General features: G+C 31.6%; 16 protein-coding genes. 2 read left to right on the forward strand and 14 right to left on the reverse strand.

Annotated elements, in window-relative coordinates:
• Positions 1-57: 57 nt before the first annotated feature.
• Both ELUMI_RS04100 and ptsP read right to left on the reverse strand, forming a co-directional pair.
• Positions 58-1,068 carry an ATP-binding protein gene (locus ELUMI_RS04100; protein WP_157843911.1) on the reverse strand — a complete coding sequence of 337 codons (1,011 nt, stop codon included), beginning with the start codon at positions 1,066-1,068 and terminating at the stop codon, positions 58-60.
• Between the two features lie 355 nt (positions 1,069-1,423).
• On the reverse strand, positions 1,424-3,148 hold the full coding sequence (gene ptsP / locus ELUMI_RS04105) for a phosphoenolpyruvate--protein phosphotransferase (protein WP_025734739.1): 1,725 nt from the start codon (positions 3,146-3,148) through the stop codon (positions 1,424-1,426).
• A gap of 159 nt (positions 3,149-3,307) precedes the next feature.
• Between ptsP and ELUMI_RS04110 the strand changes: the two genes are divergently transcribed.
• Positions 3,308-4,678, forward strand: a complete 1,371-nt coding sequence (locus tag ELUMI_RS04110; RefSeq protein WP_084040376.1) for an alanine--tRNA ligase-related protein — start codon at positions 3,308-3,310, stop codon at positions 4,676-4,678.
• A 259-nt stretch (positions 4,679-4,937) separates the two neighbouring features.
• On the opposite strand, the gene ELUMI_RS04115 is transcribed toward ELUMI_RS04110, so the two are convergent.
• From ELUMI_RS04115 to ELUMI_RS04160, 10 genes are all read right to left on the reverse strand, one after another.
• Entirely contained in the window at positions 4,938-5,513 is a 576-nt protein-coding gene (locus ELUMI_RS04115; RefSeq protein ID WP_025734741.1) for a hypothetical protein, read from the reverse strand.
• Positions 5,514-5,705: 192 nt separating this feature from the next.
• Positions 5,706-7,634, reverse strand: a complete 1,929-nt coding sequence (gene thrS, locus ELUMI_RS04120; RefSeq protein WP_025734742.1) for a threonine--tRNA ligase — start codon at positions 7,632-7,634, stop codon at positions 5,706-5,708.
• A gap of 396 nt (positions 7,635-8,030) precedes the next feature.
• Positions 8,031-8,540: a galactose-6-phosphate isomerase subunit LacB gene (gene lacB, locus ELUMI_RS04125; protein WP_025734743.1), complete on the reverse strand. Its 510-nt coding sequence runs from the start codon at positions 8,538-8,540 to the stop codon at positions 8,031-8,033.
• A gap of 1 nt (position 8,541) precedes the next feature.
• Positions 8,542-8,967 carry an RpiB/LacA/LacB family sugar-phosphate isomerase gene (locus tag ELUMI_RS04130; protein ID WP_025734744.1) on the reverse strand — a complete coding sequence of 142 codons (426 nt, stop codon included), beginning with the start codon at positions 8,965-8,967 and terminating at the stop codon, positions 8,542-8,544.
• The gene (locus tag ELUMI_RS04135; RefSeq protein ID WP_025734745.1) at positions 8,967-9,752 is read right to left on the reverse strand and encodes a Vmc-like lipoprotein signal peptide domain-containing protein; all 786 of its coding nucleotides are present in this window, start codon (positions 9,750-9,752) and stop codon (positions 8,967-8,969) included. Before ELUMI_RS04135 ends, ELUMI_RS04130 begins: the two co-directional genes overlap by 1 nt.
• A gap of 16 nt (positions 9,753-9,768) precedes the next feature.
• On the reverse strand, positions 9,769-10,077 hold the full coding sequence (locus ELUMI_RS04140) for a PTS lactose/cellobiose transporter subunit IIA (RefSeq protein WP_025734746.1): 309 nt from the start codon (positions 10,075-10,077) through the stop codon (positions 9,769-9,771).
• Between the two features lie 9 nt (positions 10,078-10,086).
• Positions 10,087-10,584 carry a hypothetical protein gene (locus ELUMI_RS04145; RefSeq protein WP_025734747.1) on the reverse strand — a complete coding sequence of 166 codons (498 nt, stop codon included), beginning with the start codon at positions 10,582-10,584 and terminating at the stop codon, positions 10,087-10,089.
• 20 nt (positions 10,585-10,604) lie between these two features.
• Complete coding sequence (locus ELUMI_RS04150; protein WP_025734748.1) at positions 10,605-12,569, reverse strand: PTS transporter subunit EIIC; 1,965 nt, start codon at positions 12,567-12,569, stop codon at positions 10,605-10,607.
• Between the two features lie 119 nt (positions 12,570-12,688).
• Positions 12,689-13,459 (reverse strand): DeoR/GlpR family DNA-binding transcription regulator, encoded by a 771-nt coding sequence (locus ELUMI_RS04155; RefSeq protein ID WP_025734749.1) that lies wholly within the window; start codon positions 13,457-13,459, stop codon positions 12,689-12,691.
• Between the two features lies 1 nt (position 13,460).
• Positions 13,461-14,300: a hypothetical protein gene (locus ELUMI_RS04160; protein WP_025734750.1), complete on the reverse strand. Its 840-nt coding sequence runs from the start codon at positions 14,298-14,300 to the stop codon at positions 13,461-13,463.
• Positions 14,301-14,413: 113 nt separating this feature from the next.
• On the opposite strand from ELUMI_RS04160, the gene ELUMI_RS04165 reads away from it, so the two are divergent.
• Positions 14,414-15,259, forward strand: coding sequence for a class II fructose-bisphosphate aldolase (locus ELUMI_RS04165; protein ID WP_025734751.1), 846 nt, complete (start codon positions 14,414-14,416; stop codon positions 15,257-15,259).
• Positions 15,260-15,332: 73 nt separating this feature from the next.
• Here ELUMI_RS04165 and pyk read toward each other — a convergent pair whose 3' ends face one another.
• Both pyk and pfkA read right to left on the reverse strand, forming a co-directional pair.
• Entirely contained in the window at positions 15,333-16,769 is a 1,437-nt protein-coding gene (gene pyk / locus ELUMI_RS04170; protein ID WP_025734752.1) for a pyruvate kinase, read from the reverse strand.
• Between the two features lie 38 nt (positions 16,770-16,807).
• Positions 16,808-17,785 carry a 6-phosphofructokinase gene (gene pfkA, locus ELUMI_RS04175; protein WP_025734753.1) on the reverse strand — a complete coding sequence of 326 codons (978 nt, stop codon included), beginning with the start codon at positions 17,783-17,785 and terminating at the stop codon, positions 16,808-16,810.
• Positions 17,786-17,794: the final 9 nt, after the last annotated feature.

Genomic DNA, 17,794 nt, shown 5'->3' on the forward strand with positions numbered 1-17,794 from the left:
TTCCCGTAAACTTATTAAGTTTGGTTTTAGGTTGACTATATATAATAATTTTGGACATTATTTAACTTTAGCCTTTCTTTGAAGTGTTGATTTAGAAACCCCCATTGCATTTTCTAAATCCCGGTAAGTAATATCAAATCCAATAAGATCAGTGGTGTCCAATTGCAAAATTTCAATTAAAGATTTTACTAAACTTTGATTATGAATTAAACTCTTAGTTACAACCTCATCAACAATTGCATAACTTATTTTATCCAAACTATTTTTTAATATTTTATACAATACTTTTTCATCGATTTTTAATTCAAATTCAGCAACTTTATGTAAAAACATGCTCATCATTTTATCAATATCAATATCGTTTTTTTTGATTCTTACATTAAATCTTCTAACTGTAGATTCGTCAATCAGGTCGTCTCTATTTGAAATTGCAAATAAAATGGAACCGTTTGGCAAATCATCCAATGACTTATTAAAATTTCCTATCATTCTGTGATATTCATTGTTCATATCTAAATCTCTAGACCCTATTATAGAATCAAATTCATCGATTAAAATTATTGAATTATCATAGACACTTCTAATTTCCTCAAAGACTAAATCAATATTTTTTTGTGTTTCTCCTAATTTATAAGATATTAATTTTGATGCATTTATTGAATAAAGTTGTCTACCAGATGCTTTGCAAATACTTTTTACAAATGTTGTTTTACCCGTTCCTGGTCTTCCTGTTATTAAGATTTTCAATCCTTTCATCTTATAAATAATTTTTTCATTGCTAATTAAATTTAAAATTTTTTCTTCTTCATGATCTAGTTCCATCATATCTTCTATATGATTCTCTAACTTTAAAATTTTTATTGGCTGCATGTTTTTAAATTGAGAAGAAGTCTTTGAACTAGTATTTCTATTCCCCATCATATCAAGAAGGATTTTTGACTCATTATTTAAATTGCTTTCAACAAACAACTGGTGTATTTTTTTTAAAATCTGCAACGATTCTGTATTTTCTACTTGATTTGAAATAAATTCAGCAATTTTTAATAATTCTTTATCTGCAATATTCATTCAAATAACCTCCATAATTCTTTATCCTTATTATATACAAATTCAAAAATGAATTAGCATTAATTTGGGACAAAATTAATATTTTTGGGACAAAGATATTATTTTTTGGGACAAAGATAATATTTTTTGGGACAAAAACAATATTTTTAACACATCCTTTTTCAAAGGATAAAGCTTTAAGAATAAATTTTAGATAAAAAACGCAGTTGGATCAACGTATTGACCCAACCGCTACAAGAGATACATCTTGCTACACTTTAATCATTTACTACTTAATGATCACTTCAATTATATTCTTTGATTTCGAAAATGGATAATTTAAATTAAAAAAGTGATTCAAAATCACTTTTTTAGATTATTTTAAGTTGTTTAAGAAATCATCAACTAAAGCAAGAACTTGTTCATCAGTTTCTAATTGTAATGCTTTGTTGGCTAATTTTTCAGCATCTTTCATGTCGATTTGACTCATCAATTGACGAGCACGTAACATTGAAGAAGCACTCATTGAGAAAGCATCTAATCCTAATCCCATTAACAATGGAATTGATTGAACATCTCCAGCCATTTCGCCACACATTCCGACTCAACGATTTTGGGCATGTCCTCCATCAATGGTCATTTTAATTAAACGTAGCAATGATGGATTAGTTGGTTGGTATAAATACGAAACTTTTTCACTCATACGGTCTGCAGCCATTGAATATTGGACTAAATCGTTAGTTCCAATTGAGAAGAAGTCAGCATATTTAGCAAATTGATCAGCATTAACAGCGGCAGCTGGAATTTCAACCATCATTCCGACTTGGACATTTTTGTCATAAGCAATATTTTCTTGGTCTAATTCTTTTTTGCATGTTTCAACAAAGGCTTTAGCATCTTTAAATTCATCAACTGTTGCAATCATTGGGAACATAATTCCTAATTGTCCAAAAACAGAAGCTCTTAACAAAGCACGAATTTGGTCACGGAAAATTTCTTTTTTATCTAAAGAGAAACGAATTGCACGATACCCTAAAAATGGATTCATTTCATGTGGGAATTCAAAATAAGATAATTTTTTATCTCCCCCAATATCCAATGTACGAATAATTACAACTTTATTATTCATTGATTCCATCACATTTTTATAAGCCACAAACTGTTCTTCTTCAGTTGGGAAATGATCGTTGTCCATGTATAAGAATTCAGAACGGAATAACCCAATTCCTTCGCCCCCATTTTCAATGACACCTTCAACATCAGTTGGTGAACCGATATTTGCTTCAATTAATTTTTCTTGTCCATCTTTGGTTTTTGTTGGGACATCTTTGAATTTTTTTAGTTCATTTTTAAAAGCAATAAATTGTTCGGCTTGAACTTGGTATTGATCAATGATTTTTTGGTCAAGACCAAGTTCAACAATTCCATGAGTTCCATCTAAGGCAAAAACTTCTCCATCTTTGACATCACTTGTAATTGTTTTTAACCCTAAAACGGCTGGAATTTCTAAGCTTCTGGCCATAATTGCAGCGTGACTAGTTCTTCCCCCAATATTAGTTGCAAATCCTTTAACAAATTTTTTGTCTAATTGCGCAGTTTGGCTTGGAGTTAAATCTTCAGCAACAATAATCACTTCTTCTTTAATTGTTGTTAAATCAACAATTTTAATCCCCATTAAATGTTTGATAATTCTTGAAGAAACGTCCTTAATATCAGCACTTCTTTCTTTGAAATATGGATCATCCATTTCCATAAACATACTATAATAATTATTTGCAATCGTATGTACAGCAAATTCAGCATTGACTTTTTGGCTATTAATCATTTCCAAATATTCATCTTTCATCGCTGGATCTGCGGCAATATCTTTATGCGCTTCAAAAATGGCGGCTTTTTCTTCACCAAGTTTTTTTTCTGTTGATTGTCTTAAACTTTCTAATTCTTCAACAGAAATTGAAATTGCATTTTCTAATTTTTCAATTTCAGCTTTAATATCTGAAACTTGTTTTTGTTCAATGTTCATGTGTTCTTCAACAAGAACTAAGGCTTTTGCAACAGCAATTCCTTCACTAGCACCGATTCCTTTAATTTTTTTATTCATTGTTTCACCTACTTTGAAATTATATAATAAAAGAGGTGTTTTATGTAGGGTTCTAGGCACAAAAATTAGTAATTTTTTGTAAAATTAACAGACCACTATTATAAATATCGTTGTCAAAATTGCTTATAATTAATATATGTGCAAATATCGAAGGAGAACATGACTATGGAAAAATTAAGAAATTTTATTAAAGAACAAAATGATTTTAAATCTTCAGATTTAAAATCTGAATTTGTTGGCGAAGAAAATTTAGAGGCAAAAGGGGTTAATGTCATTTTATTACATGATGGAATTAATGAAATCAAACAAGCTCACAACCAAGTTGTTTATGCCGTTTTTGATCAAACACCATTTTATGCTGAAAAAGGTGGACAAATCAATGATCGTGGAACTATTCAATGAGCTGGAGGAAGTGGGATTATAATTGATGTCCAACCAACAAGTGAAGGGATTAATATTCACGAAATTGAAATCCAAGGCGAGTTAAAAGTTGGGGACAAGGTTGATGCCAAGGTTGATAAAATTAAACGTTTATTAACAATGAAAAACCATACAGCCACCCATTTAACAACAGCTGCAGCTTACGAAGTTTTAGGACCAAGTTTAGATCACACAACCTCATTTAATGATGAACACGGAATGCGCAAAGATTTTGCATATCACCGTGCTGTGACTCAACAAGAATTGGCTAAAATTCAAAGTCTAACTTTGAAAAGTATTCATGATGCAATCGCTAGAGAAATCCATTTCACAACCCCAGATGAAGCAATTAATAAATATCATGCGCTTTCTTTTGATGGTGATAAATTTGATGAAGATACACTTGTTCGAATTATTAGATTTGGTAATTTTTCATGTGAACTTTGTGCTGGAACCCACGTGCCAAATACTAAAGATTTAGAAGATTATGTGATTACCAATCTGGAATCTAAAGGGAATGGTCGATTCCGTATTAAAGCATTAACAAGCTATGAAACAGTTAAAAACCATTATGATAATTTGTTGGATGAACAAAACAAAAAACTTGGGTCACTAATTGCTAAATATAACGGCATGAAAAATGAAAACTGTAATAAAAACATTGATCATGCGATTAATGAAATCCAATTGATTGAACACAATCGAGAAAATATTCATTTATTTCAAACTCAACTTGATGAATTGTCTGAATTGCTTCGAATTTTAGAAAAAGAAGTTGCGAAAAAAAATGAAGCCAATATTTTTCAAGAAATTAAAGATCTTAAACCGCAATTAAATGCTGATGGCATCAATGAAATTAAGTTCGAAAAAGATAATTTAAACATCACCGTTTTAAGAAGTATTGGTGAAGAATTCAAGAAAAATTATGCTGACCTGATTGTGATTTTAAAAAGCCAATCAGAAGAAGGTAATTTCATTTATGTCACAATTAGTGAATCATTAAAAGGTAAAGCTTCAGCTGTTGAAATTTTAAGAAATCAAAAAGATATCGTGGCTAAAGGTGGGGGTAATGAATTAGCTGCCCAAGGAAAATACGAAGTTATCAAATAACTGGAAACATTAAAAAGATTTGGAGAGATTTAAGCATTATGAGCAATAAAAACAAATGAATAAATTGATCACTTTTTATTGTTGTCACCATTTCGATCATTTTGATTATCTTAAGAAACTTGGACAAGATATAGAACTTATTTGCAAATTAGATTTCTAATCATCATTGAGGCAACAATATTTAAAATAATATCTCAAACACAAAAAGTAGCAATCCAATTGAATTGCTACTTTTTGTGTTGTTTCATCTAAATAATGATTAAACGATATTAATCACGAATCAACCATTGAATCTAGTCGATTCCTTAGCTGTGACATATAAATGTCCTGCAACTATTTCGTCTCCTGAACCAGCCAATGCAGAACCTTCAAAAACAACGTCTTGTTCTGTAATTGGATTTTCTCCAATTCATCGTGCTGTATTAATTCTACTGATGATCATTGCTTTAGCAATATTTTTCTTTGCCCCAACAACTGGAATGTCTCCATCAGTTGTACCTCATAAATGATCAATATTTCTTTTTTCAGTAAATATAATTTTGATTTCACCATTTAGCTTTGAAGAAGTTGGTGTTGCCATAATTTTAACCCCTGTTCGATAATATAAAATTTCATAATCGGTTTTTTCAATAGCTCCAGATGCAAAAGCGTGAATTGCTTTTCAAATCCTTAGTTGATTTTCTATCTCTGATATCTGAGAAAGCACAATTGGTTTTTGTTGTTCTGTCATTTGTGATAAATCTTTGTGATTTGTGCATGAAGTTACAGTTAACGTCGCTCCAGTGGTTGACACAACCATTCCAACACTTCCCAAGATTGTTAGTATTTTTTTCATAATTTGATTCCTCTCACTTAATCATTATTATTGTTATCAATTTGATAAAACTTGAAGTTTTAAAAATTGTCCAAAATGTTTATAACATTTTTTTACCACTCACAAGAAATTAAACATAATATTTATAAAAGACTACAACCAAGTACAAAAAACCACATCATTATTAAAATGATGTGGTTTTTGGATTTTGCATTATTTTTTTAGTTTAATTTCTTGTAAAACTTTGTTTAAGAAGTCGTTTTTTGAAATTTCAATCAATTCTTCACCACCATATTGACGATAGTTAACAGAATTGTTTTTCACTTCATTTGGTCCTAAAACAAGTTGGTAAGGAATTTTGTGAATTTGAGCTTCACGAATTTTTCAAGCCAAACGTTCATCTCTTGCATCAACTCGTGCTCGAATATATTGTTTTCTCAACATGTTTTTCACATCTTCAGCATACGCTTCAGATTCAGGACCACCAACGGCAATAATTTCTACTTGGTTTGGTGATAATCACAATGGTAACGCCCCTTTGTGTTGTTCTAGTAAAGTTGCGATAAAACGTTCATAAGTTCCAATTTGAGCACAGTGAATCATAATTGGGCGTTTCAATGATTGGTCAGCATCAATATATGTCACATCAAATTTAAGTGGTTGGACAAAGTCTAATTGAATGGTTGCAACTGTGATTTCATGGTTTTGCACAGTTCTGATTTGAATATCAAATTTTGGTCCATAGAAAGCCGCTTCTCCAACCATTCTCTTGTATTCAACACCCATATCTTTTAACACAGCTTCTAATTGTGCTTCAGCTTCATTTCAGATTTTATCATCATCAAAGAATTTTTCTTTATCTAAAGGATCACGCACACTAAATGATAGGTAATCAATTTCAATGTGGAAAGTATCTAAAATTTCTTTCACCATTTTATAAATTGATTTAAACTCTGCTGCTAATTGGTCTGGTCGAACAAAGATGTGAGTATCTGTAATTTCCATCGCACGCACACGTTCTAACCCTGTTAATGAACCACTTGATTCATAACGATGTTGGAAAGCATCCTCACAAATACGCATTGGTAATTCTTTATATGTATGTGGTTCTTGACGAAAAACTGCAATATGGTGAGGACAGTTCATTGGACGAAGAATAAATTCTTCGTCATTTCCAGCTTTGAAAGGTTGGAACATATCAGTTTTATAATGTGCTCAATGACCTGAAGTTTTGTAAAGATCAACAGTTCCAATGACTGGTGTTGTTACTTTTAAATAATCATATTCTCAACGTTTTTCATTAATAAATTTTCTGATTTCATCTTTAATAATTACCCCATTTGGTAATCATAATGGTAATCCAGCACCAATTAACGGGTCAAAACCAAATAGTTTTAAGCGTTTATTGATTTCACGGTGATCGTTACTTTTACGTTCTTCAATCATCGCTTTTTTCTCTTCAAGGATTTTTTTACCAGTCGCTGCTAGTCCATGAACACGTTGTAACATTTCGTTTTTAGCACTATCTTTTCAATATGAACCAGTTAATTGTTGTAATTCAATGGCTTTAATAAATGATAAGTCTAATAAAATCACTTGATCAGTTACCACTTTGACACCATCTAATTCATAACAAAAAGCAATCCCATTTTTGGCAATATATTCTTTACCTAATTCTAAGAAATATTTGTTTTGGCTAAATTCTTGGTCAAGAATTTTGCCATCAATTGCTTTGTAAGCAATTTTATTTTTATCCATTAATTGGTTCACAACATTTTGTAAACTTTCAATTTGGTCTAATTTTCATCGTGGATCGGCAAAAAAAGTTGCGTTAAATTCCATGTCATTTTTTTTGTAACTGATTTCAGCATTAATCGCATTGCGATCAATTTTATTAATCGCCACCATTGTTAAAAACCCAGCAGTTGCATTGACAATTTCTTCAATCAACTCGGATTTGTTGACAACAATTTCGACTTGAGCATCTTTTTCAACAATAAAATCACTTGGAACTAAAAGTCCATCGACTTTTCCAGCGATCACTGTTTTACCCAAACTAGTTGATAAATCAACAGCAATTTCTTTAATTGTCATTGATTTGTTGTATTCATTAATTGAACCATCTAATAATTTAATTTTCATATAAACCTCCTAAAAATTAAATTCTATTTAATGTTTAGGAGCGATTTACACCGCGGTACCATCCTAATTCATAACTTACGTTATCTCAATTAAAGCTTTGACGCGCTTAACGTAACACCTTGGCAATTAGTAGTAATGTTTATCCATCCCTTATGTCTTGCACCAACCGACAATTCTCTTTAAAGTTCTGAATAGACACCGTGTCTAATAAATGTTAATTCCATTATAAGACAAAAATTTTAGAAATTGGTGAAAATATTCCATCTTTTTACATAATTTGAGAAATAATTATCAATATGATGGAATATTTTTAACCACAAATGCTCTAAAATGTGCAATCAACAAGGATTTTTGGCCAAGAAATTAAAAAAAATTTGAGTTTAAAACTCAAATTTTTTAGTCGTGATAAAGTCCTTTATCTCATTTAGTTAATTCTTCATCAAATAAATTATCTTCAAATTTTTTAACTGTGATTAAACTATTTATTTTTTTAATTAGCTCATCTTTTGCAGGGGTTGGTTCATATTTAGTTGAAATAAATTTTTTAATTATTTCATAAATTAGGCCAGTTCCTGTAACAGCTCCACCAAAAGAAATTACATTTGCATCATAATTTTTTCTCGCATCAATTGCAGTAATTGCATCACGAACAAGAACAGTTCTTGCTCCAAATGTTTTTTGCACTGCGTTACTAATTCCGACACCAGTTCCACAAATTGCCACACCAAAGTCAGCTTTTTTTTCATTGACTTGCATCGCAACTTTGCGTCCAAAAATCGGATAATGTGTTCTTTCGAAATCGAAAGTTCCACAATCAATAACTTCATGCCCATCATTTTCAAGCATTTTTTTTACTTTATCTTTCACATCAGTGACGATGTGATCACATCCAATAGCAATTTTCATCTTAAACCAGTTCATTCAACATATCAATTCGAACCATATGTCTACCAGCTGCAAAATCAGTGGCTACATATTGTTTGACAACATTATGAATAGTGTCCTTTCCTGTTAATTGAGAACCAATGACCATAATGTTTGAACCATTATGTTCACTTGTCATGTGTGATGAATATTCGTCAGAAATTTGAGCCACAATGTTGCTGTGGAATTTAGCCAAAACCATGAAAGGTAATGACCCAAAATCTTCAATGATCACTAAGCGATCAAATTTCTTAGTTTGAATTTCATCATTTATTTCAATTAATTTTTCAAAAGACATTTCTGCTTCTTCAACAATTAATTCTTTTTTTAAATCTTGGATAACTTTAGATAAATCTTCTTTATACGTAAAGTTATTTTTACCAAGTAAGAGTAATTTAATTTTTTCCATTATGATACTTGGAAATTAAATTGCACTTTATATCGGTAATCATAGACCTTTGATGTAAAGTGAATTTTTCCATCTTCTCCTTTTTTATGAGTTGTTGTTTGGTTGTAATACTCTGAATTCTCTTTGATTTCTTTTGAATAAAAATTATCAAGAGCATCTGCCTTATTGTTTTCTCCCACATTGATTTTAGCACCAACAAACGGACCTGTTTCAACATTAAGAGGTTTAATTTCAATTCCCATACTAATAACGAATGCTTTAGTATCATCACGATATTTAATGGAAAGATCTTTATTTATTTTTTCATCTTCATCAGTTTTTACTGAATCTCAATCTGTTCCATCTCAAGTTGAAACTCTTGGTTGTTCTTCTTTATTTAAATCATAAAGACTAAATTCAAGATTTTTAGCAAGTGCATCAGCTGTAAATTTATCAGCATCACCATCTAATGGAAGTTTTTGATTTGCAGTTTTGTTAAAGTCCTCTAACATGACTGCAATAAAAGGTTTATCAGTTTGTTTATAATCATTTTGAACAAAACTCAATAATGATGTTATTTTTCCAATTTTGAAACCTTCAGTTATTCCTAACATGAAATGTTCTTTATATTTAGCAGCGTTAATGGCATCAGAAGATCAAGAAGTTATATCATAAACATTTTTCTCTTTCATTTTAATGGGAGAGTTTGCCAATGAATCGACTGGTCTGTCAGCACATCCAACAACAGTTGCTGCTGTTGTTGCCAACGCAGCAACGCTACTGAAAAGTGTTAAGAATTTTTTCATTAATTCTTTCTCCTTTCTATTTTCGATAAACGTCTAATAATGTTTGGATTAGATCTTTTAATAGAACAGTTGTCATTAAATGATCTTGACCATGTACCATTATCATTGTTACATCAGAATATTTTTCTTGAGCTTCAGCTTGAAGGAGTTCTGTTTGAGCTTGATGTGCTTCTAAAAGCATTTCATCTCCCTCAGCTAGTAGTGTTTCCACTTCTTTTCATTTTCCTTCTTTAGCTTTTTTTAGGGCAATTAGATAGCTACTTCTGGCATCACCAGAATAACCAACTAAAACCATCCCTTTTTCACTCATTTCTTTTTTTGTCATTTTGTTCTCCTATCTATTTTTTAATTCAAATTCACCTGTTGTCTCAAGATGTTTAACACTTCTTGTGATGATGATTGAATAAACAATATTATTGATTGAAATTAAAATTGGAACAAAAATATAAACTAGAATTTGGCCAGTTGAAACATTCATCCCAGTCATTGCCACACTAATTGCATAAAATATCGGAACAATTGCAGCAGCAATGATTGGTAAAACAATGATTCATAATCATTTATACCAAGCAATTGCTTGCATTCATCCTCTTTCGAAATCTTGTGGATGAGCGGTTAAAAATGGGTATTTGGTTTTTTTAAATGATGTCATAATCAAATAAAAAGCTCAAAAGATTGCAAAATCTAATGCGACCAAAATCGCTCCATCTGTTTTTCATGATCAACTAGTTGAATTTTTAGACAGAATTGATACCAATACTATTCCAAAAACAACAATTAATGAAATCAATCCTCAATAAAAATTGATTAGTCTACGTTTTTTAATGTTCACAATTTTCACTTCTTTCTATCTTATTTTTTTATAATTTCTTTGGCTGCATCCATAATAATATCAAATGCTATTTCTGGATTATTAGTTGCATCAACATATTTTTTACCATTTGTAATAACAATTTTGGTATTTGGTTGGATAGCTTTTTCAAAATCTTCAACATACATTTTAACTTGTGGAGATAAAATAACAATATTTGCAGAATTCATTTTAGTTAAATGCGCTCCATAAGCTGCAGAATCAATCACAAAGTTGTCCATTCCTTTAGCTTTGAATGCTTTTTGAGCAGAAGCTGCCATCATCGCTGATGAACCAGCACCATAACATACAACCAAAACATGAATTTTATCATCTTTTTCTTTTAATTGTAGTTCTTGAGTTTCTGGCTTAATTTTGCTTTTTTTATCAAGTTTTTCTTGAACCATTCTTGCTTTTTCTTCTTTTTTGAAAACAGCTTTTTCTTCTTTTTCAATTTTTAGATCAGCTGTAATTTCAGCTCCTAAAGTTGCATAGTTTAAACGTTTTTCTTTGTTTGGGGCCATCGCTTTACCAATGCCATACCAGACCCTCGTTCCAATTGCGTAGTGCAATGGTTGTGGAATTCCTTTTTCCTCGGCTGTTTTTACTTCATCAGCCATCACCATTTTGTCATGAATTAAGACAAATGGGAGATAGAAGAAGAAGTCTACTGTTACCATAATAATCCACAAGAGAACTGTTAGTGGATCAAAAGCGGAACCGATCAGTAATCCGACGACAGCCGGGATACTTCAAGGTACATCAGCAATCGCTGCATTCATTCCAAACACATCAATAAACATTTTATATAATAAAACGTTAATTACTGGTAGGATTCAGAATGGTAATAAGTAAACTGGGTTTAAAATCATTGGCGCACCAAATAGTGCTGGTTCATTTACTTGGAATCAAACTGGAATATATGAGGCAATTCCAACTGCTTTTAATTGTTTTGATTTTGCAAACACAATGAAGATGAACGGAATTACAAAGGTTGCCCCAGTTCCTCCTAGTGTTGCTGAGAAGTCATATGAGAACTCATATGTAAGTGCTCAGTGTGGGTGTTCTCCTTGAGCAAATAACGCTTGGTTATTTGCTAAATTTGAATACATAAACGGTGTTAAAAATGGTCTCGTAACACTTGGACCATGGACTCCAATAAATCAAGTCATGGCGGTTAAGAGCGAGACACCCGCTAAGAATCCATAACTATCTAGACCTGAAAAGATTGGGGCAAATAGTTGATATAGTGAATCTGTAAAAGATACCCCCAATGTTCCGATAAAGATATATCCAAATCCTCAATAAACCAAGACAGATAATCCATAAGGTACGATATCAGCAAATGATTGTGATACTCCTTGTGGTACTGCTTTTGGTAATCGGATCGTCCAATTATATTTAACTGGAATGTAAAATAGTCATGGTAATGTTAACCCGACAATAATACTTGTCATCATTCCTTGTGAACCAAGGTTACCAATTAAAATATTGGCAAAATTTTCAGTTGCTAATCCATCTGATGTTAAAGCAAATGATCCTGTCACTGACATCAAAAAGATTGATGAACCAGCAGCAAATGCAACCATCATAATGTTCATTTTGCGACCAGCTGGTAATTCGGCGTTTAGTTTCTCAGCAAGTGATGTGGAAATCCCCATCACAAACCATAATGAAACTAACCCCATTGTTAAGACATAAAGTCGATTTAGAAGTTGACGCATTACAAGTGGATATCATGACATATCACCTTTAATTGCTGGTGGTACTCACATGATAATTCCAATAATTGATGAAAACACAATAATTGGTAATGTAACGTAAAAACCTTCCATTAATGCACGTAAATATTTGTTTCCTGAAACAACTTTAAGTACGGGCAAAACCTTATTATTTAAAAAGGTTTCGACTTTTTGACTTTTGTTTTTGTGTTCTACGACTGTAGAATTTTTATTTTTGTTAGTCATTAAATTTTCCTTTCTATAGTTAAAAATAATAACCATGTATATATTTTAAAAAACAGCACCAAAATCAACAATGATTTTAAATAAATAGCAAATAAAAAATGATAATTTTTTATCATTTTTTAAACATAAATAACATTTGTGATCGCTTCTAAATTTTGTTTTTGTGTTTCAGTTAAATTATCATCAATAATTAACGTGTCAGCTTTGCAAAGTTTCATCACACTTGAATAGCCAGCCTTCTTTATTTTAGTTGAATCCATTAAGGCAACGATTTGATTAGACCTTTGAGCAACTATTTGAATCAATTCGGATTCACCTTTATCGTTGTTATAAATGCTCCCGTCTTCTCATAAATTTGTTCCGGTTAAAATACAAACATCAAAAGTTTGTTGAGTTAAACATTGAAAATAATTTTTATCAACAAAAGCTGTTGAAGCACCACGATATCGGCCCCCAACTAAATAAATATAATTCACATAATTGGATTTAATCGCAAGATTAAAAATCTCCAGTGAATTGGTAAATAATTCATAAATTGGTTTTTTTAAATTTCTGATAAATTCTTCATTAGTGGTTCCAGCAGAAACATAAACCACTTTATTAATCGGGATTTTTTTATTCGCAGCATTGGCAATTTTGGTTTTTTTATCAACATTAACATATTTTTTTTCATCACGAGTTTGTTCCAGATAATTGTTTCTTTTAACTACCATTATTTTTCCGAGATGATTAGAAATAATTTTCTTTTCTAAAAGAAAATTCAAATCTCTTCTCGCTGTTAAATTTTTAATTTCATAACTATCGGCTAAAACGAAAAATTCTTTCTGAGTGATTACACCACGAGATTTGATTTCAGCGATGTAATTTTGAACACGTTCATCTCTTTTCATATTAAAATACCGATGCAGTAAACATGAATCCAACACGAATATTTAACAAAGCATTTGTTGGCTCTTTTTGTTCATTTAGATTGGTTGAATAATATCCATCTTTTGAAACATTAAATTGATATGTTTTTCCATCAATTTCTTTTGAAATTGGTGTTTGATTATGATCTTGTTTGATAAAAAAGTGGATTGAAAAAGGTACTTGCACCGCTTCTGAAGCCAAACCTGATTGACTTAATTTTTTCATTGGTGCTAAAAAAGTATTTGTGTGTTCTTGTTTCTTTTCTTGGTCTGCTTTTTCCAAATATTCTGAATAAGTTTTTGGTACATATTCAATTTTGGCATCATTCATTTTTTGGATTGCTGAAGGTTCTCCAAATTTCGCAACTGCAGTGTTAATATCCAATCTACCACTATAACCAATTTCGAAATTATCCATTATTAATTGATAATCAGTCAATATTAAATCCTCGCCTGATTGTTTTTGGTATCAAGAAAGCATACTTGGGGCAACATATTGCAAGTTCATTCACATAGATGATCGATCACCTTTATTGTTATCAGACCCACCTGGTCAGTTTTTTGCAACCACTTCTGAAATACTCAAGAAATTACCTTTTTCATCTAAAAATGGTGTCGACCCCTTAGCTGGATCTAAATAAACATTGTCTTTTCCAGCCGCAATAGCTTGGTATAAATTAGCATTGGATTGAAAAATAGTAGATACATCTCAATTAGATATATCTTGGCTTAAAATTTGATATTTTGGACCACAAGAAATAACTTGCGTGGCAAAAGTGGGGACCAACAATGTTGGTACTAAAAATAATATTGTTTTTTTCATAAAGTTTAAATACTTATTTATTCTATTCCAAACAACAATGAATGTAAATAAGATTTAAAATGTTTGGTTTAAAAAAAGTTTATGACTATAATTATTTTGTAATGGAGATAAAGATGAAAGCAAATTTAAAAGAACAATTAATCAAAGCAAAACAAGGCAAGTATGCCATACCAGCCTTTAATTTTGATGATTTAGAAATGGCCAAAGGGATTATTCAAGCAGCTGAAGAAGAAAAATCACCAGTCATTTTAATGAGTACAGAATCAGCTGCAAAATATATGGGATTGGAATATGTATTTGCCATTGGTCAAGCAGCCGTGGAACATTCAACAGTTCCAGTTATCTTACATTGAGATCATGGTTTTAACATTGAACTGATTAAAAAAGCCGTTGACAATGGTTACACTTCAGTGATGTTAGATGCTTCAAAAGAACCTTTTGAAGACAATGTCAAACACACTCAAGAAGTTGTGGCTTATGCTCATGCTAAAGGTGTACAAGTTGAATCTGAAATTGGTCATGTTGGTGGTAAAGAAGATGATCGCGTGTCAAAAAATGGTGGTTATACAAGTGTTGAAGAAGCAATTAAATTTGCTGAATTAACCAAAGTTGATGCTTTAGCAATTGCTGTTGGAACAGCACATGGTGTTTACAACGGAAAACCTGAATTACAATTTGATTTAATCAAAGAAATTAATGCAAAAGTTGATACTCCTTTAGTTTTACATGGATCAAGCGGGGTTGATTTAGAAGATTTACAAAAAGCAATTAGTTTGGGAATTACTAAAATTAATATTGGAACTGATTTAAAAATTGCTAACGCTGATGCTTTTAGAACATGATTAAACAATAATCCAGATGGATATGATGCCAGAAAATTTGGTCAAGCTGGAATTGATGCTGTCAAAAAAGAAGCAATTAAAAAAATTAGAGCTTTTGGTTCAAATAATAAAGCTTAATAAATTACTAGATTAAAAAATCCAAGCTTTGTAGTAATGCTACAAGCTTGGATTTTTGTTTTAAATTATGAAATTAAACAATTGTAATTTCACGAATATCTGTGTTACGAACAACTAATACTTTTTCACCAGTTTTAGCTCCTCATAATTTAGCAATTTTTGACAATTCAGCAACATTTGTTTCTAAAGCATTTAAGTCTTTAGTTTTGTTCATGAAAATTGAATGTCAAATTCCAAAAGCAGTTCATAGACGATCTGATTCTGTCACTCCTAAAATTGCTGTGTTGGGACGGAATTTTGAAACCGCTTTCAACAATTCTCCAGTTCTTGATAAAACGATTGAGAAAGCATATTCTCCAGAATGAGTTTTATCAGCTAATAAACTAGCGATTTCAGCACGTGGTCCTGTTGATGATTTTTTAGCATTATCTAATTGTTTTTGGTAATACCCTTTATTGTAAAATTCAACTTCTGCACGTTTATTGATAGTTGCCATTGTGTTAGTTGTAATGAAGGGGAAAGTTCCAGCAGCTGATTCACCAGACAACATGGTTGCGTCTGATCCTAATTCTGTTGCATAGTAAACATCAGTTACTTCAGCACGAGTTGGGCTTGGGTTATCAGTCATTGATTCTAACATTTGAGTTGCCACAATCACTGGTTTTCCAGCTGCACGACATTTGCGGATTAAAACTTTTTCTCAATATGGCACATCATAGTATGGGATTTCTAATCCTAAATCACCACGAGCAACCATAATTCCATCTGATGCTTCAATAATTGCATCGATGTTATCTAGTCCAGTTTGAGATTCAATTTTGGCAATAATTTGAATATCTTCACCGTTATTTGCTTTTAAAATTTCGCGAATTTGAGCAATATTATTAGCATTATTCACAAATGAAGCAGCAATATAATCCAATCCTTCTTTGCAAGCAAAAATGATATCATTTTTGTCTTTTTCGCTCATGAATTCCATTGAAAATTCGACACCAGGTAAGTTAACACGTTTGTTTGTTTTAACTTTATAAGTGTTAAAAGCTGTTGCTTGGATCACTCCAGGTTTAACAGAATCAACGATTAATTCTAATTTTCCGTCATCAATTAAGATTAAGTTTCCGGCTTTTAAATCTTGGCTCATATCATAAGCGACAGTCATTTCACCTTGTCCACATTCTTTATTTTTGTATGAATCAGCATCAGTTAAGACTGTTACTTTTTCCCCTTTGGTAAAGATTTGGGCTCCATCTTTGAATTTTCCAACACGAATTTCTGGACCTTTTGTATCTAATAAGATTGAAATTGGTTTTCCTAATTTTTCACGAATTTTTCTCGCCCCAACAATACGGTATCCTTGTTCAACTTGATCCCCATGTGAGAAGTTTAAACGAATAGTTGTCATCCCATTCATATATAATTCTTCAATGTTTTCTGGTTCATGTGTTGATGGACCGATTGTTGTAATGATTTTAGTTCTTTTTAACTTTAAATCTAATTCTTTTTTGTTCATATTTTTTCTCCTATTTTATTCTATTATGAAATCATTTTTTATTTTAAAAATTGTGCGTTTAAGAAACGAATTTTATTCGTTTCTTCAGTTTTGTCTTTTCTTGGCATATTTAAAGTTGAGTTAATATCACGAGCAACTAATTTAGTTCCATCTAATCCGATATATAATCCACCTTTACCAGCAATGATTTGATCAACGGCAAACATCGCACTAGTGACTGCTAAATGACGATCCATCGCACTTGGTGATCCACCACGTTGGATGTGTCCAAGCACAGTTGCGCGGGTCACATATCCTGAACTTGCTTCAACTTTTTCAGCTAATGCATGGACATCAGGATACATTTTTTCAGATACGACAACCACGACACTTCTTTTACCAGTTTTGGCAATTGCTGTTACTTGATCAACAATTTCTTGTTCTGTTAATTTTGATTCACTTGTAGAAATCACATCAGCTCCTGTGGCGATTGAAGCATACAATGCTAAATCACCACATTGGTTTCCCATCACCTCAATTACAGCAGCACGATTATGTGATTGCATCGTGTCACGAATTTTATCAATGGCTTGAACAATGGTATTTAAAGCTGTATCAAAACCAATTGTGTAATCTGAAGAAACAATATCGTTATCAATTGTTCCTGGCAACCCCACACAATTAATTCCCATTTCAGTTAAGCGTTGAGCCCCCATATAACTTCCATCTCCACCGATCACAACCAAAGCTTCAATCGCGTGTTTTTTTAAATTTGCCACAGCTTTTTCTCTGACTTTGATATCGGCAAATTCTGGTAAACGGGCAGAACCAATCGCTGTTCCTCCAAGTGCAATAATATTTTGTGCATAATTAATATCCGCTTGTTCAATTCAATCATTGATCAAACCTTTATATCCATCTTTTATTACAAAAACCTCAATTTTATTTGAGGAAGCATATCTGATCACAGCAGATACAGCAGCATTCATTCCAGGTGCATCGCCCCCAGAAGTTAATACTCCAATTTTTTTAATCATAGGAACCCC

The sequence above is a fragment of the Williamsoniiplasma luminosum genome, from assembly GCF_002803985.1.
Lineage (GTDB): Bacteria > Bacillota_I > Bacilli_A > Mycoplasmatales > Mycoplasmataceae > Williamsoniiplasma > Williamsoniiplasma luminosum.